25 protein-coding genes are annotated in these 24,011 nt (G+C 51.4%); 15 read left to right on the top strand and 10 right to left on the bottom strand.

Annotated elements, in window-relative coordinates:
- The first annotated feature begins 112 nt into the window (after positions 1–112).
- Genes urtA through urtE form a run of 5 tightly spaced genes read left to right on the top strand, consistent with a single transcriptional unit; the run spans position 113 to position 5,580 of the window.
- Entirely contained in the window at positions 113–1,384 is a 1,272-nt protein-coding gene (urtA, locus tag OGX97_RS07575) for an urea ABC transporter substrate-binding protein (RefSeq protein ID WP_218659268.1), read from the top strand.
- Positions 1,385–1,427: 43 nt separating this feature from the next.
- Positions 1,428–3,002, top strand: coding sequence for an urea ABC transporter permease subunit UrtB (gene urtB, locus OGX97_RS07570; RefSeq protein ID WP_218659267.1), 1,575 nt, complete (start codon positions 1,428–1,430; stop codon positions 3,000–3,002).
- Entirely contained in the window at positions 3,002–4,075 is a 1,074-nt protein-coding gene (urtC, locus tag OGX97_RS07565; RefSeq protein WP_279850594.1) for an urea ABC transporter permease subunit UrtC, read from the top strand. The genes urtB and urtC overlap by 1 nt, the downstream gene beginning before the upstream one ends.
- On the top strand, positions 4,075–4,872 hold the full coding sequence (urtD, locus tag OGX97_RS07560; protein WP_279850595.1) for an urea ABC transporter ATP-binding protein UrtD: 798 nt from the start codon (positions 4,075–4,077) through the stop codon (positions 4,870–4,872). The genes urtC and urtD overlap by 1 nt, the downstream gene beginning before the upstream one ends.
- 9 nt (positions 4,873–4,881) lie before the next feature.
- Positions 4,882–5,580, top strand: a complete 699-nt coding sequence (gene urtE / locus OGX97_RS07555; protein ID WP_048214207.1) for an urea ABC transporter ATP-binding subunit UrtE — start codon at positions 4,882–4,884, stop codon at positions 5,578–5,580.
- Between the two features lie 40 nt (positions 5,581–5,620).
- On the opposite strand, the gene ydeE is transcribed toward urtE, so the two are convergent.
- Positions 5,621–6,808, bottom strand: coding sequence for an efflux MFS transporter YdeE (gene ydeE, locus OGX97_RS07550; RefSeq protein WP_032943415.1), 1,188 nt, complete (start codon positions 6,806–6,808; stop codon positions 5,621–5,623).
- Positions 6,809–7,006: 198 nt separating this feature from the next.
- Between ydeE and eamA the strand changes: the two genes are divergently transcribed.
- Entirely contained in the window at positions 7,007–7,906 is a 900-nt protein-coding gene (gene eamA, locus OGX97_RS07545) for an O-acetylserine/cysteine exporter (RefSeq protein WP_286592163.1), read from the top strand.
- A 760-nt stretch (positions 7,907–8,666) separates the two neighbouring features.
- On the opposite strand, the gene marB is transcribed toward eamA, so the two are convergent.
- Genes marB through marR form a run of 3 tightly spaced genes read right to left on the bottom strand, consistent with a single transcriptional unit; the run spans position 8,667 to position 9,752 of the window.
- Positions 8,667–8,885 (bottom strand): multiple antibiotic resistance protein MarB, encoded by a 219-nt coding sequence (gene marB, locus OGX97_RS07540; RefSeq protein WP_048226519.1) that lies wholly within the window; start codon positions 8,883–8,885, stop codon positions 8,667–8,669.
- A gap of 30 nt (positions 8,886–8,915) precedes the next feature.
- Positions 8,916–9,299 carry an MDR efflux pump AcrAB transcriptional activator MarA gene (marA, locus tag OGX97_RS07535; RefSeq protein WP_003032424.1) on the bottom strand — a complete coding sequence of 128 codons (384 nt, stop codon included), beginning with the start codon at positions 9,297–9,299 and terminating at the stop codon, positions 8,916–8,918.
- 18 nt (positions 9,300–9,317) lie between these two features.
- A complete protein-coding gene (gene marR / locus OGX97_RS07530; RefSeq protein WP_003832935.1) occupies positions 9,318–9,752 on the bottom strand; it encodes a multiple antibiotic resistance transcriptional regulator MarR in 435 nt (144 codons plus the stop codon).
- A 257-nt stretch (positions 9,753–10,009) separates the two neighbouring features.
- On the opposite strand from marR, the gene OGX97_RS07525 reads away from it, so the two are divergent.
- The gene (locus OGX97_RS07525; RefSeq protein WP_003832936.1) at positions 10,010–10,675 is read left to right on the top strand and encodes a MarC family NAAT transporter; all 666 of its coding nucleotides are present in this window, start codon (positions 10,010–10,012) and stop codon (positions 10,673–10,675) included.
- A 37-nt stretch (positions 10,676–10,712) separates the two neighbouring features.
- On the opposite strand, the gene OGX97_RS07520 is transcribed toward OGX97_RS07525, so the two are convergent.
- Complete coding sequence (locus OGX97_RS07520) at positions 10,713–11,909, bottom strand: sugar transporter (protein WP_008784749.1); 1,197 nt, start codon at positions 11,907–11,909, stop codon at positions 10,713–10,715.
- Between the two features lie 222 nt (positions 11,910–12,131).
- A complete protein-coding gene (gene ptrR / locus OGX97_RS07515; protein ID WP_048214206.1) occupies positions 12,132–13,007 on the bottom strand; it encodes a putrescine utilization regulator PtrR in 876 nt (291 codons plus the stop codon).
- Positions 13,008–13,109: 102 nt separating this feature from the next.
- On the opposite strand from ptrR, the gene sad reads away from it, so the two are divergent.
- From sad to OGX97_RS07480, 7 genes are all read left to right on the top strand, one after another.
- Positions 13,110–14,498: a succinate-semialdehyde dehydrogenase gene (sad, locus tag OGX97_RS07510; RefSeq protein ID WP_286592160.1), complete on the top strand. Its 1,389-nt coding sequence runs from the start codon at positions 13,110–13,112 to the stop codon at positions 14,496–14,498.
- A gap of 103 nt (positions 14,499–14,601) precedes the next feature.
- Positions 14,602–16,179, top strand: a complete 1,578-nt coding sequence (locus OGX97_RS07505; protein WP_235123779.1) for a methyl-accepting chemotaxis protein — start codon at positions 14,602–14,604, stop codon at positions 16,177–16,179.
- 62 nt (positions 16,180–16,241) lie between these two features.
- Positions 16,242–17,168, top strand: a complete 927-nt coding sequence (gene glsB, locus OGX97_RS07500) for a glutaminase B (protein WP_137377907.1) — start codon at positions 16,242–16,244, stop codon at positions 17,166–17,168.
- Positions 17,168–17,527 (top strand): DUF4186 domain-containing protein, encoded by a 360-nt coding sequence (locus OGX97_RS07495; protein WP_008784753.1) that lies wholly within the window; start codon positions 17,168–17,170, stop codon positions 17,525–17,527. The genes glsB and OGX97_RS07495 overlap by 1 nt, the downstream gene beginning before the upstream one ends.
- Positions 17,528–17,607: 80 nt before the next feature.
- The gene (locus OGX97_RS07490; RefSeq protein ID WP_186413398.1) at positions 17,608–18,135 is read left to right on the top strand and encodes a GNAT family N-acetyltransferase; all 528 of its coding nucleotides are present in this window, start codon (positions 17,608–17,610) and stop codon (positions 18,133–18,135) included.
- A gap of 106 nt (positions 18,136–18,241) precedes the next feature.
- Entirely contained in the window at positions 18,242–19,693 is a 1,452-nt protein-coding gene (locus OGX97_RS07485; protein WP_008784755.1) for a tagaturonate reductase, read from the top strand.
- 215 nt (positions 19,694–19,908) lie between these two features.
- A complete protein-coding gene (locus OGX97_RS07480; protein WP_048235395.1) occupies positions 19,909–20,823 on the top strand; it encodes a bestrophin family protein in 915 nt (304 codons plus the stop codon).
- On the opposite strand, the gene OGX97_RS07475 is transcribed toward OGX97_RS07480, so the two are convergent.
- Both OGX97_RS07475 and tam read right to left on the bottom strand, forming a co-directional pair.
- Positions 20,820–21,197, bottom strand: coding sequence for a GFA family protein (locus OGX97_RS07475; RefSeq protein ID WP_003832953.1), 378 nt, complete (start codon positions 21,195–21,197; stop codon positions 20,820–20,822). The two genes, OGX97_RS07480 and OGX97_RS07475, sit on opposite strands and share 4 nt — an antisense overlap.
- Before the next feature lie 131 nt (positions 21,198–21,328).
- Entirely contained in the window at positions 21,329–22,087 is a 759-nt protein-coding gene (tam, locus tag OGX97_RS07470) for a trans-aconitate 2-methyltransferase (RefSeq protein WP_057067518.1), read from the bottom strand.
- 110 nt (positions 22,088–22,197) lie between these two features.
- Here tam and OGX97_RS07465 point away from each other — a divergent pair, with 110 nt between their 5' ends.
- Positions 22,198–22,719 (top strand): GNAT family N-acetyltransferase, encoded by a 522-nt coding sequence (locus tag OGX97_RS07465; RefSeq protein ID WP_048226507.1) that lies wholly within the window; start codon positions 22,198–22,200, stop codon positions 22,717–22,719.
- A 9-nt stretch (positions 22,720–22,728) separates the two neighbouring features.
- On the opposite strand, the gene OGX97_RS07460 is transcribed toward OGX97_RS07465, so the two are convergent.
- Positions 22,729–23,565, bottom strand: coding sequence for a DMT family transporter (locus OGX97_RS07460; protein WP_219988093.1), 837 nt, complete (start codon positions 23,563–23,565; stop codon positions 22,729–22,731).
- Positions 23,566–23,617: 52 nt separating this feature from the next.
- On the bottom strand, positions 23,618–23,995 hold the full coding sequence (locus OGX97_RS07455; RefSeq protein WP_048235393.1) for a hypothetical protein: 378 nt from the start codon (positions 23,993–23,995) through the stop codon (positions 23,618–23,620).
- Positions 23,996–24,011: the final 16 nt, after the last annotated feature.

Here is a 24,011-nt window from a genome sequence, read left to right as displayed (position 1 = left end):
TAATATCTGGCATCGTTTTTGCCTTATCACTTCTGAACACCCTTAATTTGCACCGTTTTGTCTGCCCGGCTGCACCGGAGCTTTCAGCAAGTCTAATTTCAGGAGTGAAACTATGCAGCGTCGTACATTTTTAAAAGCTTTTGCACTTTCTGCCTCTGTTGTCGCAATGGGCGTGAGTTTTAGCGTTCAGGCAGCCGACACCATTAAAGTTGGCATCATGCATTCGTTATCCGGCACGATGGCCATATCCGAAACGCCGCTAAAAGATGTGGCGTTGATGACCATCGATGAAATAAATGCTCAGGGCGGTGTGTTGGGTAAAAAGCTGGAACCGGTGGTGGTTGACCCGGCCTCGAACTGGCCGTTATTTGCTGAAAAAGCAAGACAACTGCTGAGTCAGGACAAGGTGGCGGCAGTTTTCGGCTGCTGGACATCGGTTTCGCGTAAATCGGTTCTACCGGTATTTGAAGAGTTGAACGGTCTGCTGTTTTACCCGGTGCAATATGAAGGTGAGGAGATGTCGCCTAATGTCTTCTATACCGGCGCAGCCCCCAATCAGCAGGCGATCCCTGCGGTTGAGTATCTGATGAGTGAGGACGGCGGTAGCGCGAAACGCTTCTTCCTGCTGGGCACGGATTATGTTTATCCGCGCACGACCAACAAAATTTTACGCGCCTTTTTGCACTCAAAAGGGGTCGCCGATAAAGACATCGAAGAGGTGTACACCCCATTCGGACACAGCGATTACCAGACCATTGTCGCCAGTATTAAAAAATTCGCCGCAGGGGGAAAAACGGCGGTGGTATCAACCATCAATGGGGATTCTAACGTACCGTTCTATAAAGAGTTAGCGAATCAGGGGCTGAAAGCCACCGATGTGCCGGTGGTGGCTTTTTCCGTGGGTGAGGAGGAGCTACGCGGTATTGATACCAAACCGCTGGTGGGTAACCTTGCCGCCTGGAACTACTTTGAGTCCGTCGATAATGCGGCCAACAAAAAGTTTGTCGCTGATTACCGGGCGTATGCCAAAGCGCACAAATTACCGAATGCTGATTCGGTGGTGACGAACGACCCAATGGAAGCCACATATGTTGGCCTGCATATGTGGGCGCAGGCGGTAGAAAAAGCCGGAACTACCGATGTGGATAAAGTTCGTGCAGCTATGGCGGGGCAATCCTTCGCTGCGCCATCAGGTTTTACCCTGACCATGGATGCGACCAACCATCACCTGCATAAACCCGTCATGATTGGCGAGATTGAAGGCAACGGCCAGTTTAACGTGGTGTGGCAAACCGATGAGCCGGTCCGCGCCCAGCCGTGGAGTCCGTACATCGCTGGTAATGATAAAAAATCTGAACAGCCTGTGAAAACCGTCAGCAACTGATCTAACGCCCTCCTGCGGGAGGGTAATGCTTTGGAGAACGCTCATGAAAGCTATGCGCTTTATTCGTGGTGTGTTGTTGCTGATGTGGTTTTTGCCGTGGATAGCCCATGCCGCAGATGCTGATACCTTTACCGCCGCCAACCGTGCTCAGCAGGCCGCCTTGCTTGAACAATGGGCGGTGAATCCCGACGTTCAGCGCATCCCGCTGCTCAGCGCGCTGCGAGATGAGAACCTGCTGACCGATAACGCGAAAAATGCCTTCATCATGAACGGCTCGCACGTACAGCCGTTAGGAACAGCGACAGCCCCAAACGGCGAGCTAAAAAAAATTCGCCTGACTAACCGCCTGCGTAATCTGGTAGCCGGAGCGTTGGCTGTCCATCAGCTTTTAAGTGACAGTGTCACGGTAAGGCTAAAGGCAGCTCGTACATTACAGCGTGAGGCGCAGCCGGGCATGCTGCCGTTTTTACAGCAACGACTGGCTCAGGAGTCAGATGGTGATGTGAAATCCGCACTCGCTATTGCACTGGCAAATCTGCAACTGAGCAGCACCTCGCCGGAGGTCAGGCTTCAGGCAATCGAACTATTAGGGGCGTCAAATGATCCTGAAACTCAGGCGCGCCTGCAGCCATTCACCCGGGCTGAACATGAACCCGATGCCCTAGTGCGTGCTGCCGCTGACGAAAGTCTGAATTCCATCTCGCATCGCATGAAGGTTGGGGATCTTCTAGGGCAGGCTTTCATGGGACTGTCACTGGGTTCTATTTTGCTGCTTGCGGCATTAGGTCTGGCGATAACCTATGGATTACTCGGCGTCATCAATATGGCGCATGGCGAGATGTTAATGCTCGGGGCGTACTGTACCTGGATGGTGCAACAGCTGATGGGGCAGTTTTTCCCGCACGGGTTAGCCTGGTATCCGGTTATTGCACTTCCGGTCGCCTTTTTGCTGACTGCGGCAGTAGGAATGCTGCTCGAGCGTGGGGTGATACGCCATTTATATGGCCGTCCGCTTGAAACGCTACTGGCGACCTGGGGTATCAGCCTGATGCTCATCCAGTTGGTGCGTATGACTTTCGGTGCGCAAAACCTGGAAGTCGCCAATCCCGCATGGCTTTCCGGCGGCATTCAGGTTTATGCCAATCTGATATTGCCGTGGAACCGAATAGTGGTGCTTGGCTTTGCCATGCTGGTGCTGTTCTTCACCTGGCTGCTGTTGAATAAAACGCGCCTCGGGCTGCGCGTGCGTGCCGTGACGCAAAATCGCAATATGGCGGCCTGCTGCGGCGTACCTACCGGACGAGTCGATATGCTGGCCTTTGGCCTTGGTTCAGGAATTGCCGGACTGGGAGGCGTGGCGCTCTCGCAACTAGGTAACGTAGGACCGGAGCTGGGGCAAAGCTACATTATCGATTCGTTTTTGGTGGTAGTACTGGGCGGCGTTGGACAGCTTGCCGGGAGCGTGGCTGCGGCATTTGGGCTGGGGATCTTCAATAAAATTCTGGAGCCTCAGGTGGGGGCGGTTCTCGGCAAAATCATGATCCTGGTGTTGATCATTCTGTTTATTCAGAAACGACCTCAGGGACTGTTCGCGCTGAAAGGGAGGGTTATTGACTGATGACGATGCCAATGACAATAACGCTGGCGCGTAAAGCGCCGCGTACAACACGCGTGCTGGGTCTGGGCTTACTGCTGGCGTTGATTATTCTGCCGTTTCTTGCGCTGTTACCTGCGGAGCATCCGCTGGCCATATCGGTGTGGACGTTGACGCTGGCCGGGAAGATTCTCTGCTATGCCATTGTGGCCGTTGCGCTGGATCTGGTGTGGGGCTATGCCGGAATGCTCTCGCTGGGACACGGTATCTTCTTCGCGCTGGGGGGCTATGCGATGGGAATGTACCTGATGCGCCAGACTTCCGGCGAAGGATTACCGGCCTTTATGTCGTTCCTGTCGTGGAGCGAGCTGCCCTGGTTTTGGTGGGGGACGCAACATTTTCTCTGGGCAATGCTGCTGGTTGTTCTGGTGCCGGGCTTGCTGGCGCTGGTATTTGGTTGGTTTGCCTTCCGTTCAAAAATCAAAGGTGTCTATTTCTCCATCATGACCCAGGCCCTGACTTTCGCCGGAATGCTGCTGTTTTTCCGCAATGAAACCGGCTTTGGTGGAAATAACGGTTTTACCGGTTTTACCACCATTCTGGGGTTTCCGGTGACCGCGACGTCCACCAGGATCGCGCTGTTTCTGGCGACGGTTATGCTGCTGGTGCTGGCAATATGGCTGGGACTTGCGCTGGGCCGCAGTAAGTTTGGTCGTATTCTGACCGCCGTGCGCGATGCCGAGAACCGTTTGATGTTCTGTGGTTACGATCCGAAAGGTTTCAAGTTACTGGTGTGGACGCTTTCCGCTGTGCTGTGCGGCCTGGCCGGGGCGCTTTATGTCCCGCAGGTAGGGATTATCAACCCCAGCGAAATGTCGCCGACCAACTCGATTGAAGCGGCGATTTGGGTTGCTCTCGGCGGACGTGGAACCCTGATCGGCCCGGTATTTGGCGCTGTACTGGTGAACGGTGCTAAAAGCCTGTTTACCGTCATTATGCCGGAATACTGGCAGCTGTTTCTTGGCCTGATCTTTATTGGCGTTACGCTTTTTTTACCCCGTGGTGTGATTGGCCTGTTTCGCAAAGGAGACAAATAATGCAGCCGGATGAAGGACTTTTTACTCGCCAGATGCCGGGCGATCGGTTTCGCGAACAAACGGACCCGGTACTCCAACTGGAAAAAATTAACGTTAATTTCGACGGATTCCAGGCATTAACGGATCTCTCGCTCAATATTGGCATCGGGGAGCTGCGCTGTATTATTGGCCCCAACGGCGCCGGGAAGACGACGTTAATGGATGTCATAACCGGTAAAACCAGACCGCAAAGTGGTCGTGCGATATACGATCAGTCGACCGATTTAACAACGCTGGATCCCATTGCCATCGCGCGTCAGGGGATTGGACGGAAATTTCAAAAGCCCACGGTATTTGAAGCATTAACGGTGGAAGAGAACCTGGAGCTGGCGCTGAAAAATGATAAATCTGTCTGGGGGGCTCTACGGGCACGACTCTCAGGCGAACAAAGGGATCGTATTGATGAAGTATTGGCGCTGTTGCGGCTTGGTAATGAGCGGGGCCGCCGCGCCGGTCTGCTTTCGCATGGGCAAAAACAGTTTCTCGAAATTGGCATGCTGCTGGTGCAGGAGCCGCATTTACTGCTACTGGATGAACCCGCGGCGGGGATGACGGATGCGGAAACGGAATACACGGCGGAGCTGTTTCGCCAGCTTGCCGGTAAGCACTCTCTGATGGTTGTTGAGCACGATATGGGATTTGTTGAAACCATTGCCGATCGCGTCACAGTATTACATCAGGGACGTGTCCTCGCTCAGGGGAGTCTTCGCGATGTGCAGGCCAACGAGCAGGTTATTGAAGTTTATCTCGGGCGTTAAGGAGTTTACATGCTGCAGGTGAAAGAACTGAATCAATATTATGGTGGCAGCCATATTCTGCGCGGGGTGAGCTTTGAAGCGCGTATCGGTGAGGTGACATGCTTGCTGGGGCGTAACGGCGTGGGGAAAACAACACTACTAAAGTGTCTGATGGGGCTTATTCCGGCCCGTAGCGGAAGCGTACTCTGGCAGGATAAAAATGTCACTCACTGGAAGCCACACCAGCGGGTCAGAGCCGGTGTGGCGTATGTCCCACAGGGGCGTGATATTTTTCCGCGTTTGACGGTCGAAGAGAATCTGCTGCTCGGTCTTTCCCGTTTTTCAGCACCGGAGGCCCGACATGTGCCTGATGATATTTACGCGCTCTTTCCGGTTTTACAGGAGATGAAGCATCGGCGTGGCGGAGATTTGTCCGGCGGGCAACAGCAGCAACTGGCCATTGGACGAGCGCTGGCAAGTCGCCCACAGTTGTTGATTCTTGATGAGCCAACGGAAGGGATCCAGCCGTCGGTGATTAAAGAGATTGGTCAGGTGATTTCTCAACTGGCGCACCGGGGGGATATGGCTATATTGCTGGTGGAGCAATTCTACGATTTTGCGCAGCAGCTGGCCGACAAATACCTGCTCATGTCGCGGGGCAGTATTATTCAAAGCGGCGATGGTAAAAATATGGAGGCCGAGGGCGTTCGGGGACTGGTTGCAATCTGAGGTATGCGACAGAGCGGCTTCGGCTCTGTCGCTATACTCATCAGCAGACCACCGTCTGCCCCCAGGGTTTGGCGCGCATGCCTTTTATCATGAGCGCCCAGGCAAGAACGATCGCCACTATCAGCGCGACAAACAGCGACCATGGCGGCAATGTGGTTAAAATGACGCCGCTGACTAATGGGTTAACCGCTGCGCCAAGCCAGCCCAACGACTGGGCGGAAAAATAGCTGGCTTTCATGCCTGCTGGCGCGATGTTGTCGATAAGCATGTATTCACCCGGCGCGTAAATGACTTCGCCGATAGTGAAAAAGGCAGCAGAAATTCCCCATAACAACAGACTGTTGCCGGAGAAAGCGAAACCGACCAGGCCAACGACAAAGAAGACTGTACCCACTGTCATCAACGGGCGGATATTCGTGGCGGTGAGCCTACGACCAAGTGCGTATTGCAGTGATACTACGATGGCGGCGTTAACGGGCAGGACGACTGCTACCACTTTCTCGGCAAAATCGCCATCCGCTACCACCATAACGTATTGCGAAATACAGGACGCAAAAGCACCGCCAACAAACGATGCCAGAAAGGCCGATAACGTAAACCAAAATAATGCCCGGTCGCGCAGGAGTACCGAAGGGGACCACACCGCGGCGTTTAAACCTTCTGATGGTGCTGTCGAACGTTTTACCCAGGTCTGGATAAACACCAGTGGCAATGCTGAACAGGCGGCAGCCAGCCAGAATGGCAGGTTAATGCTTTGCATCACCAGTAGAGTGCCCAGCGGTGGACCAACGGTCCAGCCAATATTCAGCACGGTATAGTTAAGCGAGAAAATTTTAGTCTTGTTGGTGGCTGACAGATTATCGGCAAACCAGGCCTTCAGCACCGTGGCGAAGACGGAGTAGGCACAGTTGATCAGGGCAAAGAGTAAAACCACTACCACCACGTTATGCACCAGCGGGATTGCAATAAAGCCGGAAGCAAAGCCACAAATTGCCAGCAGCATATAGCGTTTTTTATCGAACTTGTCGGCCAGAATACCAAAGCCAAGGCTGAACACCACGCCAATGGTCAGCGCGACCGTCATCGCATAGCCGATCAGGTCAACGCTCAGATGATACTGCCGACTGAGGTAAATCGTCATAAATGGCAGAGTGGCGCCACGGCCAATTGTTAATAACAAAGATGACGCGAGTAACGCGAGAGTGGACCTTCTCAAGGAGATATTCATTTGCCTGCCCGACAATGCATGTTGTTATGTTTTTTTTAGATATAAGAAACAAATAGCATGTCAAAACTGTGATGTACACTCAATAAGTTGTCCGAAAATGCCTTGCGTGGCCTACCTGAAATAATGATCTGTTACGGCACAACGATTTCCGTTACTTTAACTTGTTTACAAAAATTTAATATTTGCAGGGGCGGTGGTATGTCGCGTAAAGACGGGTTGTTAGCGTTACTGGTTGTCGTGGTTTGGGGACTGAACTTTGTCGTTATTAAAGTGGGTCTGCACAATATGCCACCGCTAATGTTGGCGGGATTACGTTTTTTACTGGTTGCGTTTCCGGCAATACTCTTTGTTGCCAGGCCGAAAATCCCACTTTCGCTGTTGCTCGGCTATGGCCTGACCATCAGTTTTGGGCAGTTCGCATTTCTCTTTAGCGCTATCAAATTCGGTATGCCTGCAGGGTTAGCTTCTCTGGTATTGCAGGCTCAGGCGTTTTTTACCATTGTTCTGGGCGCATTTGCTTTCGGTGAGCGCCTGCAGGGTAAACAATTGGTTGGGATTGCGCTGGCGGTATTTGGCGTGCTGGTGCTGATTGAGGCCAGTCTGAACGGTCAGCATGTTGGCATGCTCGGTTTTATGCTGACGCTGGCGGCGGCGCTAAGCTGGGCCTGCGGTAATATCTTTAACAAAAAAATCATGCAGCATACCTCGCGCCCAGCCGTTATGTCGTTGGTGGTATGGAGCGCGTTAATTCCTATTGCTCCGTTCTTCCTTGCTTCATTAATTCTCGATGGTCCAACGCAAATGATCCACAGTCTGGTGGAGATAGATATGACCACCATTCTTTCACTGGTTTATCTGGCGTTTGTGGCGACCATTGTGGGTTACGGTATCTGGGGTTCGTTACTCGTACGCTATGAAACCTGGCGTGTCGCGCCGTTGTCGCTGTTGGTGCCGGTCGTTGGACTGGCAAGCGCCGCCGTGCTGCTGGATGAAACGCTGACCGGATTGCAACTGCTCGGTGCGCTACTGATCATGGCAGGGTTGTATATCAATGTGTTTGGCTTTCGGTTGCGTAAGGTTGCGTCGGTGAGGGGCTAAAAAAGCCCCGCAGTGGAGTAATGCTCGTCAGTTAAGCATGTATGGTGAACATGTGATTATTGCTCATGGTTCCGTTCACCTCAGAGGTGTCATTTCTCTGAAGCGTAGATACCCGTGAACGTGCAAGGGAGACTCACCGCCGTCTCCCTTGCATCCCAGGCTCCCGGCGGGAAAATCGTCGCTGCGCGATTATTCGCCCCATCCCTGGGGCTTACCCCTTCGGGGCCAGCACAAGCGCTGTTCAAAATTGCTCCCGGCAATTTTGTTATTCGTCTTATGTCGTCTGCCTGTCGGGTCGGGGCCGAGCCTGCGTCCATGCAGGCCGTCCCCTCTGTCCGCATCCCTGCGGACAGCCCCGGTCAGCCGTCAACGCCTCATCGATTTTCAGCCGGACCGGGGTCATCGCTTCAACGCACTGACTTCCAGTTAAATCTTTTTTGCTGTTTAAACAAAAAACGCAGATGGTCAGGTGTGGGCTGGTCCGGCTGAAAATTGCCGACGTGTTTCCGTAAGGCCCGGTAGCCAGGAGGAATAAGCGGAGGGTATTGCGTAGCAACAATTTTCCCGCCGGGAGCCGGGATTGTAAAGGGCGTGGCGGAGAACGCCCTTTACACGTTCACGGGAATCCGTGTTTCAGAGAAACGATGAACATGAGGTGAACGGAACTCTATTTCCGAGATAGCATGTTTTTTACCTCCGCCAGTTTACTGAAACTGAGGCGCTAACTGACAGGCATTACCGCAGTTGCTGGGCAATATAATTACAGGTTGCGCATATTGTAATAAGGCACACCTAATTCGTCGGACTTGTCGCTGCCTGCACCCATATGATTAAAATCGAACGGGGACTGATCGTGCGCAGGGGGCATAATCATCGCGTCGCGACTGTTCTGGGTGGCAGGTTGCGCGGTCTGTTCCGCCATGCTCTGGCCCGAAACAACAAACATCAGGGCCAGCATTGCATAAGACAGAAGTTTCATGATTTCCTCGGTTACGTCGTTAACTGGCGATTAGCAATTACATTGATTGAGTGGAAGCAAATAGCGTGATTCGCCGTGCATATTCGTCATACGGTACTTATGCGGCGGAACATCAAAATAGTTTTTGAATGTCCGGGTCAGCGTCTGCTGAGACTCAAAACCGTAACGCTCTGCCAGATAAAGAATGGGCTCGTTACTCTCTTTTAATTTTTGCGCTATTTCAGTCATTTTACGGCTGCGAATGTATTGACCCAGTGAATGGCCGGTTTCTTTTTTAAACATCCGTTGCAGGTGCCATTTGGAGTAACCTGAACGCTCAGACACTTTTTCCAGCGAGAGCGGCGATTCAAGGTTATTTTCGATCCAGTCCAAAATGCTATGAATAGTGATTGTGTCAGTATTGCGTCTGGACATCGTCATACCTCTTTCTGTTTACGGCAGGATTCTCTTAAGCAAGTGCTCAAGTGTGGCTACTTCATCCGCCGTTAAGTTTTTTGTTAGTTCCTGGTGCAGGTCTTGCCCTACTAATTGATGACACTGCTCGCAAATTGCTGCGCCATGCTCAGTGAGTTTCACCAGCACGCCACGCTTGTCATGTGGATTCGGAAGCCTTTCGATCCAGCCTTTACAGGCCAGTCTGTCCAGCATTCGCGTCAGGGCGCCAAGGTCGACAGACAGCACTTTTTTCAATTCGACAGGGGTGATGCACACCGCGCAACGGATGGAGCAGAGCACCTTGAACTGCGATGCCGTGATATCCAGCGGTGACAGATAGTCGTTTAGCAAACGATCTTTTTTCTGATTAACCATATAGATCAAACGACCCAGTGGGATGATTTCGTTAAACAGATCACTGGTGTTTTTCACAATGGTTGCCCTGGCAAGTAGTTAGTCACGGCTGATATTATTGCTTAGGCAAATATAAGTCAAATGAATGAGTCAGCAAATGCCACGTTTTGTTAAATCATCAGACTCAACATCCGATGAGTGAAATTTTAACGATCTGATAATTATGGTTTATACGCGTGGATGAAAAATGAATCCTTACATCGCGAAAATGGCTTATCTCGCGGATTTCACCGTATACTTGCCGTTGACGATTAACGCACAGGAAAGATGACATTATGATGGACTTGTTTAAAGCTATAGGACTTGGGCTGGTAGTCCTGTTACCGTTGGCAAACCCGTTAACCACCGTAGCGTTGTTCCTTGGCCTTGCCGGCAATATGAACAGCGCAGAGCGTAACCGTCAGTCACTCATGGCTTCCGTTTACGTGTTTGCCATCATGATGGTGGCGTACTATGCCGGGCAGCTTGTGATGAATACCTTCGGGATTTCGATTCCCGGACTACGTATTGCGGGTGGGTTAATCGTTGCGTTTATCGGCTTCCGGATGCTGTTTCCGCAGCAGAAGGCGCATGATTCTCCGGAAGCGAGAAGTAAGTCAGAAGAGCTGGAAGACGAGCCGACTGCCAATATCGCCTTTGTACCGTTGGCTATGCCAAGCACTGCCGGTCCGGGGACGATTGCGATGATCATCAGTTCCGCGTCAACCGTGCGTCATGGTTCCGAATTTCCGGACTGGGTGATCATGGTCGCACCGCCGATTATTTTTGCGGTTGTTGGGATTATCCTGTGGGGCTGTTTGCGCAGTTCCGGGGGGATCATGCGCCTCGTCGGCAAAGGTGGTATCGAAGCGATTTCTCGTTTGATGGGCTTCTTACTGGTGTGTATGGGCGTGCAGTTTATTATTAACGGCGTGCTGGAAATTATTAAAACCTACGCTTAGAACGCTGTGCCCGGTAATATCTACCGGGCATATTTTTTTATGAATGCTGAGGTTGTTCTTCCAGCGATACCGGCCATTTACGAAAGATAATCACCGACCATATCAACGCCACCACGGCAGGCACTGCGCCGACGTAACCAATCGTAGACATCGACCAGTGCAAACTCACCTGATTGCCTACCAGCGCACCAGCGCCAATACCGATATTAAAGATACCTGAGAACAGCGCCATTGCGACGTCAGTGGCATCCGGAGCAAGCGCCAGCACTTTCACCTGCATACCCAGACCTATCAGCATGATGGCGACGCCCCAGAAAATACTCAGGACAGCAAGGTGCATTTCGCTGTCAGCAGCGGGAAGTAACAGCACCAGGCATACCGTCAACAGGGCAATGGCACTGCTAATCAGCACGGATGCATGCAGATTCCCCAGCTTACCGAAAATGACGCTACCGACAATTCCCGCGCCACCCAGAACCAGCAACAGCACGGTAGCAAAGTTTGCGCTCAGACCCGCGACGGTCTGCACAAACGGCTCGATATAGCTGTAGGCCGTGTAATGTGCGGTGACCACAATCACCGTCAGTAGATACAGACTCATCAATGCCGGACGATGAAATAACACCGGCAGGCTTTTTAAAGAGCCGGAGTGCTCACTGGGTAGTTTGGGCAGGAGCTTAATCAGGCAAAGCAGGGTAACTAACGCCCCCATACCGATGGCGAAGAAGGTCGTGCGCCAGCCAAAATACTGACCGACGATACGTCCGATTGGCAGGCCAAGCACCATCGCCAGCGCGGTGCCGGTGGCAATCAGGCTGAGAGCCTGTGCACGTTTACCGGCAGGGGCCAGGCGGATCGCCAGCGATGCGGTAATCGACCAGAAAATAGCGTGCGCAAAAGCAATACCAATACGGCTAATTACCAGCACGGTAAAATTCCATGCCAGGAAAGAGAGCACATGGCTGGCGATAAACACAACAAACAGACAGATCAGCAGTTTTCGGCGCTCCACCTGACTGGTAAGTAACATAAAAGGGAGCGACATCAGGGCGACAACCCAGGCGTAGATCGTCAGCATGATCCCGACCTGAGCGGTCTGCATATTGAAGCTTTGTGCGATGTCGGACAGCAAGCCGACAGGGACAAACTCGGTGGTATTGAAAATAAAACCGGCAATGGCAAGCGTAACTACCCGTAGCCACGCGACCTTGCGGGAAACAGTGTCTGTTGTCATATCAAATAAGAGGATTAGCTGCGAAAAGGTAAGGCCACGATCTTAAAACGTTTGCTGGCGAAAATACAATCATTTTGTGATATGAATCTCATTTCATTGGCAGGGCGCCACAATATGCTGCCGAACATTCCTCGTATTTTTAAGTATTTCAATAATAATGAAATTCCGGGCGTATGACTTCACCCGGATTTACAGGTATTCATGTTCTTTGAGGATTGCCAGTTACTCCGGGCTCTGTGATAACTGAGGGTTCAACACCTCAATAAACGCTTCCAGCTGACGTGTCATTGCACCTCTGCGCCAGACCAGCCATGTATTCAGCCAGCGCCAGTTCTCGCTTAGCGGCCAGGCGTTGACCTGATGATGCCCAGGCATGCTCTCCAGCATCGATCGCGGGATCAGTGCGATACCCGCACCGGCAATGACGCAGGCCAGCATGCCGTGATATGACTCCATTTCATGAATGGTGCCGGGCATGGCGCGATCGGCATGAAACCAGCTTTCAAAATGGCGGCGATAGGAACAGTTGGCGCGAAAGGCGTAAATACTGCAACCGTTGACGTCGCTGGCCCGCTGAATGGGGGGATGGCCGTGCGGCGTCACGATCATCATCTCTTCACGGTAGACCGGCATTCCTTCAAGTCCCGGATGGGTAATTGGGCCATCGACAAAGGCCGCGTTCAATGTACCGTCGAGTACGCCGTCCAGCATTGTGCCTGAAGGACCTGTCGCCAGCGCGAACTGAATTTTGGGGTAACGCTGGTTATATTCAGCCAGCGTGGCGGGGATGCGTACTGCTGCTGTACTTTCAAGCGAGCCGAGAGAGAAGAGTCCTTGTGGCTCATCCCCGGCGACGACCATCCTGGCTTCCTCAACCAGTGCCAGGATCCGCTGGCTGTAGCGCAAAAAGTTGTGCCCGGATGGGGAAAGCCGCAGGCGCTGGTTTTCACGAATAAACAGATCAACGCCCAGGTCGGCTTCAAGCTGACGTATACGGGTGGTGAGATTGGATGGCACGCGATGCACTTTCGCGGCGGCCTGTGTAATACTGCCAGTCTCCGCGACGGCATTGAACATTTCCAGCTGCGTCAGATCCATAATCTTCTCTATTCGTGAATGGTATGGTTAATATTATTCATTTTTCAGAAAGAGTAAATATGCTCATGATATAACCATACCCTGCGATAAAGAGAGGCACTTATGACTATCACAGCAGCAACACATGCGATTTCCATTGACCCTGCCAGCGGTGAAAGGCTGACGGCGACGCCGTGGGCCAGCGCGGAAGAGATTGATCATGCGCTGAACCTTGCCGCGAATGGCTATAGCGAATGGAAACATACTTCCGTTGAGCACCGTGCGCAAACGCTGCGCCAGATCGGGCAAGCTCTGCGCCATCGTGCGGAAGAGATGGCACAGTGTATCTCACGTGAAATGGGTAAACCCATTAAGCAGGCGCGTGCTGAAGTCGCCAAGTCAGCTGCATTGTGTGACTGGTACGCCGAGCATGGACCGGCGATGCTCAATCCGGAACCTACGCTGGTGGAGAATAACCAGGCAGTGATTGAATATCGTCCGGTAGGAACCATTCTGGCGATCATGCCGTGGAACTTCCCGCTCTGGCAGGTAATGCGAGGTGCCGTCCCGATTCTGTTGGCCGGAAATGGCTACCTGTTAAAGCATGCGCCTAACGTAACAGGCTGTGCTGCAATTATTGCGCAGGTTTTCGCTGATGCGGGTGTACCTGCGGGGGTTTACGGTTGGGTGAATGCCGATAACGCCGGGGTCAGTCAGATGATCAATGACCCGCGTATTACGGCGGTAACGGTGACAGGCAGTGTACGTGCCGGTGCGGCGATTGGCGCCCAGGCGGGTGCCGCGCTGAAAAAATGTGTGCTTGAACTGGGCGGCTCCGATCCGTTTATTGTCCTCAATGATGCTGACCTCGATCTGGCCGTTAAGGCGGCAGTCGCTGGGCGTTATCAGAACACCGGGCAGGTTTGTGCGGCAGCCAAGCGCTTTATTATCGAAGAAGGGATTGCGGCAGAGTTTACTTCACGCTTTGTGACCGCTGCGAGCGCGCTCAAAATGGGTGATCCGCTGAACGAAGAAAACGATCTGGGGCCGATGGCGCGATTTGATCTGCGTGATGAGCTGCACCAGCAGGTAGAAACCACCCTTGCCGAAGGGGCACGGTTACTTCTCGGCGGGGAAAAAATTGCGGGTCAGGGCAATTACTATGCCGTGACGGTACTGGGCGATGTCACTCCAGAGATGACGGCGTTCCGCCAGGAGCTGTTTGGTCCAGTTGCGGCAATTACCGTGGCGAAGAATGCTGAACATGCCTTAGCGCTGGCGAATGACAGTGATTTCGGCTTATCCGCCACTGTCTTTACTGCGGATGAAGCGCTGGCGCAGAAGATGGCGTCACGCCTGGAGTGTGGTGGCGTATTTATCAATGGTTACAGCGCCAGCGATGCCCGCGTTGCGTTTGGTGGTGTGAAGAAAAGTGGCTTTGGCCGCGAACTTTCTCACTTTGGCCTGCATGAGTTTTGTAACGTGCAGACCGTCTGGAAAAACCGCCTTTGATGGTGTGGGTGCCTCCGCTGGGGGCACCTGTCTTATTTCTGCAATTTTTCTGTCATTTACTCTCCGTACACTCGCGGCTAACGCTTTGATACAGAAGAGTAATATGAACATAACGCAAATTTTCCATCGTCTAATACCCCGTCACTTCGGTCTGTTAACCGGCATTTTTTGCATTATTGCGCTGTTCTCTGTTTTGCAGGTCGTGTCCTCCTTGATGCTCTCGGCCTCAGTCAGCGACGCACAGCATAATGAAGGGCGTAATCAACTCGCGCTTTTGCAGCAGGCAAAGGTCGATGAAGCGCGGGTGGCATTATTATCTGCCAGCGATTTACTTAACCGTGCGGGGATTTATTTTATGCAGGATGCCGCCACCGGTTCGGACGGGAGTTGGCGGCCGTTAATGGAAGAGGCATACCGGGCACTGGCGCAGTCAAAAAGTGCATGGGATGCCTGGCGGGATATGAAGCCGCAGTCGGACCCGGGTCTAACGGAGAGCTATCAGCGTTTTTATAGCGGTATTCAGGAGCAGGCGGATGGGCTGATGCAGTCAGGTTCCATTGATGCGTTTTTTGCCGTACCCGTGCAGGCCTTTCAGACAGACTTTAACGGTAATTACGCGCGCTTTCAGCAGGACAGTGGGCGACATGCGGAAGCTGGGCGTCAGCAGCTGTTGACCAGTCTTGAGCGTTTACAAAATCTATTTTTGTTTATTCCTCTGGTGCTGGTGGTTATCGCCTTTCTGGTCTGGCGTAGTATGTTCCGTTGGGTGATTATGCCGCTGCGACGGCTGATCGATCATATCGATATTTTAGCGGCGGGGGATCTTTCTCGGCCAGCCCCGCAGGTGAGTCAGTTTAATCGGGAAGTGACGCAATTAAGTTCGCGTATTGCTGCAATGCAGCAGGGGCTCTGCGCGCTGGTGCGGCAGGTGAATGATGCCACCACCGCAATGGTAGGAAATATCAACGAACTTGCGCAGAACAATAAACAACTATACCAGCAGTCGGCAAAACAAAGTGAAGAGTTGAGCACTGTGACATCGCATATTTCGGTTCTGGAAACGCATGTTGAGGATAACAGTGGCTTTGCTGAACTGGCGAATCAACGCGCAGTGCAGGCGCGTGATATTGCGGCAGGTGGAGACCGAATGATGGCGACGGTAAATGCGTCAATGCAGGCGATTGTGACTCGCTCGTCTGAAATGCGAGGGATTACAACGCTTATCGACAACATTGCATTTCAGACAAATATCCTGGCTCTTAACGCGGCAATCGAGGCAGCACATGCCGGGGAGCAAGGGCGCGGGTTTGCCGTGGTTGCGAAAGAAGTTGGGCTGCTGGCGCGAAAAAGTGGTCAGTCTACGCAAAACATTCAGACACTGATTAAACACTCGTTACAGGGCATTGAAGAGGGCTTTCACGCGGTTAACGGACTGGATAAGAATTTGCAGCAGGTTCTCGCACTGGTGGAAAACCTCGGTGCGTTACTGAACGACATTTCGACTGCAACGTTAAATCAGGGGAACAGTATTCACCAGTTAACCCGTCAGCTCCATGTCCTGAACGGCGAAGCCCGACAAACCAGTGATCTGGTGAATGCTGCATCTGATTCTTCCTTACAGCTTCACCATGAATCTAACCAGCTTATGCAGGCCGTGGCCAGATTCCGCCTTCCGGCCTGACGCTGCGTATTCAGCTCTGTTATACTCGCAGGCCTTTCATACCTGCGAGCAAGGAGCATGTTGTGGCCAGGGCCATGGACAATTCAATTTTAGAGACCATTGTGCAGCAGGTTCGTCCGCTGATTGGTCAGGGTAAAGTCGCTGATTACATTCCGGCATTAGCCTCCGTCGACGGTTCAAAACTGGGTATTGCTATCTGTACCGTTGATGGACAGCACTATCAGGCGGGAGATGCGCAAGAACGTTTTTCTATTCAGTCGATTTCAAAGGTGCTCAGTCTGGTCGTGGCGATGCGTCACTATCAGGAAGATGAGATCTGGCAGCGCGTCGGCAAAGATCCTTCCGGTCATCCTTTTAACTCCCTGGTGCAGCTGGAAATGGAGCAGGGTATCCCTCGCAATCCCTTTATTAATGCCGGGGCGCTGGTGGTTTGCGATATGCTGCAAGGGCGTCTAAGCGCACCGCGTCAACGGATGCTGGAAGTGGTGCGGGCATTAAGCGGCGTGTCGGATATCGCCTATGATGCGACGGTCGCGCGATCGGAGTTTGAGCACTCGGCGCGTAACGCCGCTATTGCATGGTTGATGAAATCCTTCGGCAATTTTCACCATGACGTGCCCACCGTTTTGCAGAACTATTTTCACTACTGCGCGCTGAAAATGAGCTGTGTGGAACTGGCGCGGACTTTTGTCTTTTTGGCAAATCAAGGGCATGCCTTTCATCTTGCGGAGCCTGTGGTCACTCCGATGCAGGCCCGGCAGATCAATGCACTGATGGCGACCAGCGGCATGTATCAGAACGCAGGGGAATTTGCCTGGCGGGTCGGGCTTCCGGCGAAATCAGGTGTGGGTGGCGGCATCGTGGCGATCGTGCCACACGAGATGGCGATTGCTGTCTGGAGCCCGGAACTGGATCCGGCGGGAAATTCACTGGCCGGTATCGCCGTGCTGGAGCAATTAACACAACAGCTGGGGCGCTCGGTTTACTGATGAAAACGCTCGATCCTCTTTTTGCCCGGCTGGCGAAATCAACGTTTCGCTCGCGGTTTCGTCTTGGTCAGAAAGAAAGGCAGTATTGTCTGGATAAAGGGGCGCCAGTTATCGAACAACATGCTGCGGATTTTATAGCTAAACGACTGGCACCTGCGTTTCCCGCCAATGATGGTAAACAGACTCCTATGCGTGGTCACCCGGTATTTATTGCTCAACATGCTACGGCGACGTGCTGTCGAGGGTGTCTGGCGAAATGGCATGATATACCTCAGGGTGTAGCGCTAAACGATGAACAGCAACGTTACGTTGTCACGGTTATTTACCACTGGTTAGTGCTCCAAATGAACAAGCCATAGATAACATTATCCTATGATATGCCCCCTTGTGTTGTGTAATTGTTAAAAGCAGTATGAAGGGGTCAATCTAAGGAGAAACCATGGCTTCCGACAAACCCTGCTTTGTGCTGAGCGCGGCACAGATTCTGTCGCGAATCGACGAGCTCAGCGATGTTCTTGAACAGTGCGTCAATGACGGCGCCTCCATCAGTTTTATGCTGCCCTTTAATCGCGAAAAATCAGAGCCTTTCTGGATGAAGGTCGCGCAAAGTGTTTCTCGCGGAGAACGGATCGTTCTTGGTACGCAGAATGCGCTGGGGGTGCTTGTCGGTACCGTCCAACTCATTATCGATCAACCCGAAAATCAACCTCATCGTGCTGATGTCGCCAAACTGCTGGTTCACCCTTCAGCGCGACGCGGTGGCCTGGCCCGTGAATTGATGAATGAACTGGAAAGTTGCGCGCGTCAACAAGGTAAAACGGTGCTGGTGCTTGATACGGCGACGGGCAGTGGTGCGGAGTTGTTCTACCACAATTGTGGGTGGAAAAAGGTAGGGGTGATACCTGACTATGCCCAAATGCCCGATGGGATGCTGACCGGAACCACACTTTTCTATAAAACGCTCTAATTTGTCGCCGGGGATTGATCAAAACAGGGTTTCAATGTATTAAAGTTTGCTAACCTATTGGACCAATTCAATCAGGTTGTATGACTAATCATAAAGGGAACCCATTGTGCAAACACTAAATCGTCGCGATTTCCCCGGTGCTCAGTATCCTGAACGCATTATTCAGTTTGGTGAAGGAAACTTCCTGCGCGCCTTTGTAGACTGGCAGGTAGATCTGCTGAACGAACATACCGATCTGAACGCTGGTGTGGTCATTGTTCGTCCTATCGAAAGTTCCTTCCCGCCATCGCTGAGTACGCAGGATGGCCTCTATACCACTATCATTCGTGGTTTGAATGAGAAGGGCGAGGCCGTCAGTGATGCCCGTCTAATTCGTTCAGTTAACCGTGAAATCAGCGTCTATAGCGAATACGATGAGTTCCTGAAGCTGGCGCATAATCCTGATATGCGTTTTGTGTTCTCTAACACCACGGAAGCAGGTATCAGTTACCACGCAGGCGATAAGTTTGACGACGCGCCTGCGGTTAGTTATCCGGCTAAACTGACGCGTCTGCTGTTCGAACGCTTCAGCTATTTTAACGGCGCATTGGATAAAGGCTGGATTATCATCCCTTGCGAACTGATTGATTATAACGGCGATGCGCTGCGTGAACTGGTTCTGCGCTACGCTCAGGAATGGGCGCTGCCGGAAGCGTTTATTCAGTGGCTGGATCAGGCCAATGCATTTTGCTCCACGCTGGTGGACCGTATTGTTACCGGCTATCCGCGTGATGAGGTAGCTAAGCTCGAAGCTGAACTGGGCTATCATGATGCTTTCCTCGATACCGCAGAACATTTCTATCTGTTTGTCATTCAGGGGCCGAAGTCATTAGCCGCAGAACTACGTCTGGATAAGTATCCGCTGAATGTCCTGATCGTGGATGACATCAAACCGTACAAAGAGCGCAAAGTGGCGATTCTCAACGGTGCTCACACCGCGCTGGTCCCTGTTGCCTGGCAGGCAGGGTTGGACACCGTGGGCGAGGCGATGAATGACGCTGAGATTTGTGCTTTCGTGGAGAAAGCGATCTATGAAGAGATCATTCCGGTACTGGATTTACCACGTGATGAGTTAGCTTCTTTCGCCAGCGCGGTAACCGGTCGATTCTGCAACCCGTATATAAAACATCAGCTGCTGTCGATTGCCCTGAATGGCATGACCAAATTCCGCACCCGTATATTGCCGCAACTGCTGGCAGGGCAACAGGCCAGCGGTAAGCTGCCGGCGCGTTTGACGTTTGCGCTTGCCGCGTTAATTGCTTTTTATCGTGGAGAGCGCAACGGTGAGTCTTATCCGGTTCAGGATGATGCGCACTGGATAGAGCGTTTTCAACAGCTGTGGTCCCAGCATCGCGATCGCCAAATAAGTACCGAAGCGTTGGTCAAATCTGTACTGGGTGTCAAAGAACACTGGGAACAAGATCTGACGCAGGTTTCTGGACTGGTGGAACAGGTCTCTGCCGATCTGGATACCATTCTGGCAAAAGGTATGCGTGAAGCCGTTAAGCCACTGTGCTAAGACGACTACCGACAACCCGGCTCAGGCCGGGTTTTTTCTGGATATACATTAGTTACAACATACTGTGTGGTTTATATCATAAACCCGGTCTGTGACTTAGGTGCGGCTTCATTTTAAGCAGGGCAAAAGTTGTTGGGTTAATGTTGCTATTAACTTGCAACATTGATCGCTATCGCGTCTAATGTGACGGATTTCACATTTTCCCGAAGATAACCATGATCGTTCGTCCCCAACAACACTGGCTGCGCCTGATATTCGTCTGGCATGGTTCAGTATTATCTAAAATATTCTCACGGTTGCTGCTGAACTTCCTGCTCTCCATCGCCGTTATCATCATGTTGCCCTGGTATACGATGTTGGGTATCAAATTTACCCTGGCACCGTTCAGTATTCTGGGCGTGGCGATTGCTATCTTTTTAGGTTTTCGCAATAACGCCTGCTATTCACGTTATGTCGAAGCCCGACACTTGTGGGGACAGTTGATGATTGCTTCCCGATCGCTACTTCGCGAGGTGAAAACCACCTTACCGGATGACGCTGAACTGGGGCAGTTTGTTCGTCTGCAAATCGCATTTGCCCACTGTTTACGCATGACATTACGTCGAAACCCACAGGCAGAGCCGTTGGCGAAATATCTCAGCGAGAAAGATCTGCAGACGGTATTTGCCGCACAATCGCCAGCAAACCGCATTTTGTTGCTGATGGGGGAGTGGTTGGCCATACGCAGACGTGATGGACAGCTGTCCGATATATTATTTCATAGTTTAAACAACAGATTAAATGATATGTCGGCAGTACTGGCAGGTTGTGAGCGAATCGCGAATACACCAGTTCCGTTTGCTTATACTTTGATCCTTCATCGCACTGTTTATCTGTTTTGTATCATGCTGCCATTCGCGTTGGTGGTGGATCTTCACTACATGACGCCGTTTATTTCAGTGCTTATTTCCTATACTTTTATCTCGCTCGATGCGCTTGCGGAAGAGCTTGAAGATCCGTTTGGTACTGAGAACAATGATCTGCCGCTGGATGCGATTTGCAATGCAATCGAAATCGATTTACTGCAAATGAACGATGAAACCAATGTGCCAGCAAAACATATGCCGGATAAACATTACCAACTAACTTAGTTTCGTTCTGTTTCCCACCATGCTGGCCGCATATCAGAAAACGAATGAAACTCCGGCGCCAGATCTTCATCATTAGGATCGTCAAAAGCGCCGGCTAAAAGCGCAATGACCGGAGCGTCATCGATGGCGCCCACGGAACTACCGCACTGAGGGCAAAAAGCCCGGCTGGTAGTTTCAGATGAGCGCCAGGTTGTTGGTTTTCCGGCTTTTCCCGTCCATTCTACATTTTCTGCATCAAACTCAATCCAGACGACAGTCGGGGCCCCCGTATGTTTCCGGCATATATCGCATGAGCAGGTATGGGAATTATTAGGACTGCTGGCAGTGAAGCGGATCGAGCCACACAGACACCCACCAATGTAGACTTTAGACATAACAACCCCCGTCAGAAACATGTGGCAAGACACTAGCAGATGCCTGACATAGCCACTAGATCCTTATGATAAAAAGGCGAGGGCGCGCATACTCGGTAGCCCTGTCCTGTGATCTGTCTGATGATAAACGTTTAACTATTGCGTCTGGCAACAATAAACAACCGCGGAAATGCCAGCAAAATATTGCCGTTTTCCTGCAACGGATATTGATCCTGAAGCAGTTCATGGTAGCGAGCCAGGTAATGACGCTGCTCGCTTTCGCTCAAATCCTGCAACCAGGGGCGTAGTCCCGTTGAGCTTACCCAGTCGATAATCGCCTGATGCGAATCCATAATGTGATAATACGTTGTACGCCAGATATCCACATCACAACCCGCTTCGGTTAAAATATCATAGTAGGCGTGAACGCCAGGAAGCGGAGCACGCCCCCGGTCGGGGTAATCTTGTTCATAAGCCACTTCGCGCATCAGTACATGCGTGGGCTCCAGCCAGTTATCCGGCATTTGCACGGCCAGAACGCCGTTGTGACTCAGCTGTGAGACCAAATGTGGGAATAATTCATAGTGATCGGGCACCCACTGTAACGACGCATTTGCATAAAGCAGATCCACGGGATGCTCGGGCTTAAACTGGCTAATATCCGCTTCGATAAAATGGCAGTCAGGTAATGCGTTGCGTGCTTCATTCAGCATAGCAGGTGAAGAATCGACACCTGTTGTCTTTGCCGTGGGCCAGCGCTGATGCAGCAATGCCGTACTGTTTCCCGGACCACAACCAAGATCAACAACTGAGCGGACATTTTCTAACGCCACACGGCTGAGTAATTCTGCTGCGGGTCTTGAACGTTCAGTTGCATATTGCAGATAAAGCGAAGGGTTCCAGTCGGCCATGTATAAATCTCCAGTATGAGAGGAAAAGTCGGAAAAAGACGGTATAAGACCTTGCCGATGAGCCACTTATTTTAGAAGATTATATGAAAATGAATGATAAGGGCAGGAATATGCTGGAAACATCAAGGTTGATATTACGACAGTGGGAGGCTAAAGACCGAGCCCCTTTTGCTGCACTCAATGCCGATTCTGACGTGATGCGTTTTTTCCCCGCGCCGCTACAGAAAGCTGAAAGCGATAACCTGGCCGATAGATTTAGTGAAGGTATTGCAGAACGCGGCTGGGGATTTTGGGCCGTAGAGCTAAAAGAAACACACCAGTTTGTGGGCTGTGTGGGGTTGCATCCACAACCTGATAAATTTCATTTTTCACCCTGTACCGAAATTGGCTGGCGCCTTGCTAAAGCATACTGGCACCAGGGTCTGGCGTTAGAAGCCGCGCAAGCGAGTCTTGCATTTGCTTTTGACGTACTGGCACTAAATGAAGTCGTTTCATTTACTTCTGTGCTGAATAAACCGTCAGAGAATCTGATGATACGACTTGGTATGAATAAAACAGAAGAGTTCACGCATCCCGCGTTGCCGCCAGATCATCGATTGGCACAACATGTTCTGTATCGTCTTTGCCGATAATTAATCAGTCTATTTTGCTCCTTTTCTCATATCAGAGAAAATAACTAAGCCAATTCCAGCCAAAATAATGACGCTTGCGAGAAGGATTCTGACGGTGAGCGTTTCGCCCAAAAATAGGATCCCACCGAGAGTGGCCAGACAAGGTACGCTGAGTTGAATAGTACTGGCCGTTGTGGACCTGAGTAAGGGGAGCAATGAATACCAGAGCAGATATGCACCTCCCGATGTAATTGCACCAGAAAGCACGCCCAGAACTAATCCATATATATCAATATGAAGATGAGAGCGGAAGAACAGAGGGATAATCAATGCGACCGGGATTGCCAGGATGAAATTCCCCCCGGTTGAGGCAGCAGCATCCGTGATTTTTTTCCCTGTGATACTGTAGAAAGCCCAGGCTAACCCAGCAATAACCATCATTATTGCAGCATACAAGGAAGGGCGTTCTGCACCAGGAAGCAGCAATATGGCTATTCCAGCCAATGCCCCGAGTATTCCTGTTATTTTTAAAATTATGAGCTTTTCTCCCTGAGCTATCCCCCATACTGTCATGACGAGCTGAACGGTACCAAAGAGCAGCAGGGCACCAGCACCGGTGCTGAGAGAAACATAGGCAATAGAGAATGAAAAAACATAGATGCAAAGGAGCAGGGCATTTAACCACTTGAACTCAAATTTTCTGCTGTCAGATGTTATCGCAATAAATAAAAAAAGGGCAATTGCGCCACTTATCAACCGGAGGCTGCTGAATGAAATAGCATCAGCATGCATCCCCTTCAATGCGAGTCGGCAAAGTACGGAGTTGCCGGCAAATGCGACCATTGCGATGATGATTCTGATGAGCAAGATAACGTCCTTTAGTCGATACGATAATTAGCGCAAGATGCAGGTGTTGTCTTTAAAAACAGGTGTGTTGATTAACATAATTGCCAACATCAACGACTCTATTCGTGTTGGGATCGACATTAAGAACGACAAAACGCATTTGCGGGCAGAACAGCTCTGCACTTTTCTTGCTGCATTCAGTTTGTAGCCATCGATGCTCACCCTGTTCGGTTACAACCGTGTTCACGTTTCCGTATTCGCTGCACACAAAACCTTTTTCAGTTGCTCTTTGCCTTGCTCCCTCCAGGCTCAGACCAATAACATTCAGCTCATCGACCTCTTTGGCATGTGTGCTGTCGGAAACACGGGTTAATGTGCAGCTCGACAGCGTAGAGGTAGAAAGTAGTAATAATATGATACGTAAGAAGATGTTATCGTCTTTTAGGAACATGGACTGATGCCTTAAA

The organism is Citrobacter sp. Cpo061 (assembly GCF_030332845.1).
Lineage (GTDB): Bacteria > Pseudomonadota > Gammaproteobacteria > Enterobacterales > Enterobacteriaceae > Citrobacter > Citrobacter portucalensis.
Note: the sequence above shows the minus strand (reverse complement) of the source record. Positions and strands in the feature narration are given on the sequence as shown.

What these genes read in the sequence shown, in the direction of transcription:
- urtA (WP_218659268.1), top strand. Translation starts at nt 113, where the DNA reads ATGCAGCGTCGTACATTTTTAAAAGCTTTTGCACTTTCTGCCTCTGTT.
- urtB (WP_218659267.1), top strand. Translation starts at nt 1,428, where the DNA reads ATGAAAGCTATGCGCTTTATTCGTGGTGTGTTGTTGCTGATGTGGTTT.
- urtC (WP_279850594.1), top strand. Translation starts at nt 3,002, where the DNA reads ATGACGATGCCAATGACAATAACGCTGGCGCGTAAAGCGCCGCGTACA.
- urtD (WP_279850595.1), top strand. Translation starts at nt 4,075, where the DNA reads ATGCAGCCGGATGAAGGACTTTTTACTCGCCAGATGCCGGGCGATCGG.
- urtE (WP_048214207.1), top strand. Translation starts at nt 4,882, where the DNA reads ATGCTGCAGGTGAAAGAACTGAATCAATATTATGGTGGCAGCCATATT.
- ydeE (WP_032943415.1), bottom strand. Translation starts at nt 6,808, where the DNA reads ATGAATATCTCCTTGAGAAGGTCCACTCTCGCGTTACTCGCGTCATCT.
- eamA (WP_286592163.1), top strand. Translation starts at nt 7,007, where the DNA reads ATGTCGCGTAAAGACGGGTTGTTAGCGTTACTGGTTGTCGTGGTTTGG.
- marB (WP_048226519.1), bottom strand. Translation starts at nt 8,885, where the DNA reads ATGAAACTTCTGTCTTATGCAATGCTGGCCCTGATGTTTGTTGTTTCG.
- marA (WP_003032424.1), bottom strand. Translation starts at nt 9,299, where the DNA reads ATGTCCAGACGCAATACTGACACAATCACTATTCATAGCATTTTGGAC.
- OGX97_RS07525 (WP_003832936.1), top strand. Translation starts at nt 10,010, where the DNA reads ATGATGGACTTGTTTAAAGCTATAGGACTTGGGCTGGTAGTCCTGTTA.
- OGX97_RS07520 (WP_008784749.1), bottom strand. Translation starts at nt 11,909, where the DNA reads ATGACAACAGACACTGTTTCCCGCAAGGTCGCGTGGCTACGGGTAGTT.
- ptrR (WP_048214206.1), bottom strand. Translation starts at nt 13,007, where the DNA reads ATGGATCTGACGCAGCTGGAAATGTTCAATGCCGTCGCGGAGACTGGC.
- sad (WP_286592160.1), top strand. Translation starts at nt 13,110, where the DNA reads ATGACTATCACAGCAGCAACACATGCGATTTCCATTGACCCTGCCAGC.
- OGX97_RS07505 (WP_235123779.1), top strand. Translation starts at nt 14,602, where the DNA reads ATGAACATAACGCAAATTTTCCATCGTCTAATACCCCGTCACTTCGGT.
- OGX97_RS07495 (WP_008784753.1), top strand. Translation starts at nt 17,168, where the DNA reads ATGAAAACGCTCGATCCTCTTTTTGCCCGGCTGGCGAAATCAACGTTT.
- OGX97_RS07490 (WP_186413398.1), top strand. Translation starts at nt 17,608, where the DNA reads ATGGCTTCCGACAAACCCTGCTTTGTGCTGAGCGCGGCACAGATTCTG.
- OGX97_RS07480 (WP_048235395.1), top strand. Translation starts at nt 19,909, where the DNA reads ATGATCGTTCGTCCCCAACAACACTGGCTGCGCCTGATATTCGTCTGG.
- OGX97_RS07475 (WP_003832953.1), bottom strand. Translation starts at nt 21,197, where the DNA reads ATGTCTAAAGTCTACATTGGTGGGTGTCTGTGTGGCTCGATCCGCTTC.
- tam (WP_057067518.1), bottom strand. Translation starts at nt 22,087, where the DNA reads ATGGCCGACTGGAACCCTTCGCTTTATCTGCAATATGCAACTGAACGT.
- OGX97_RS07465 (WP_048226507.1), top strand. Translation starts at nt 22,198, where the DNA reads ATGCTGGAAACATCAAGGTTGATATTACGACAGTGGGAGGCTAAAGAC.
- OGX97_RS07455 (WP_048235393.1), bottom strand. Translation starts at nt 23,995, where the DNA reads ATGTTCCTAAAAGACGATAACATCTTCTTACGTATCATATTATTACTA.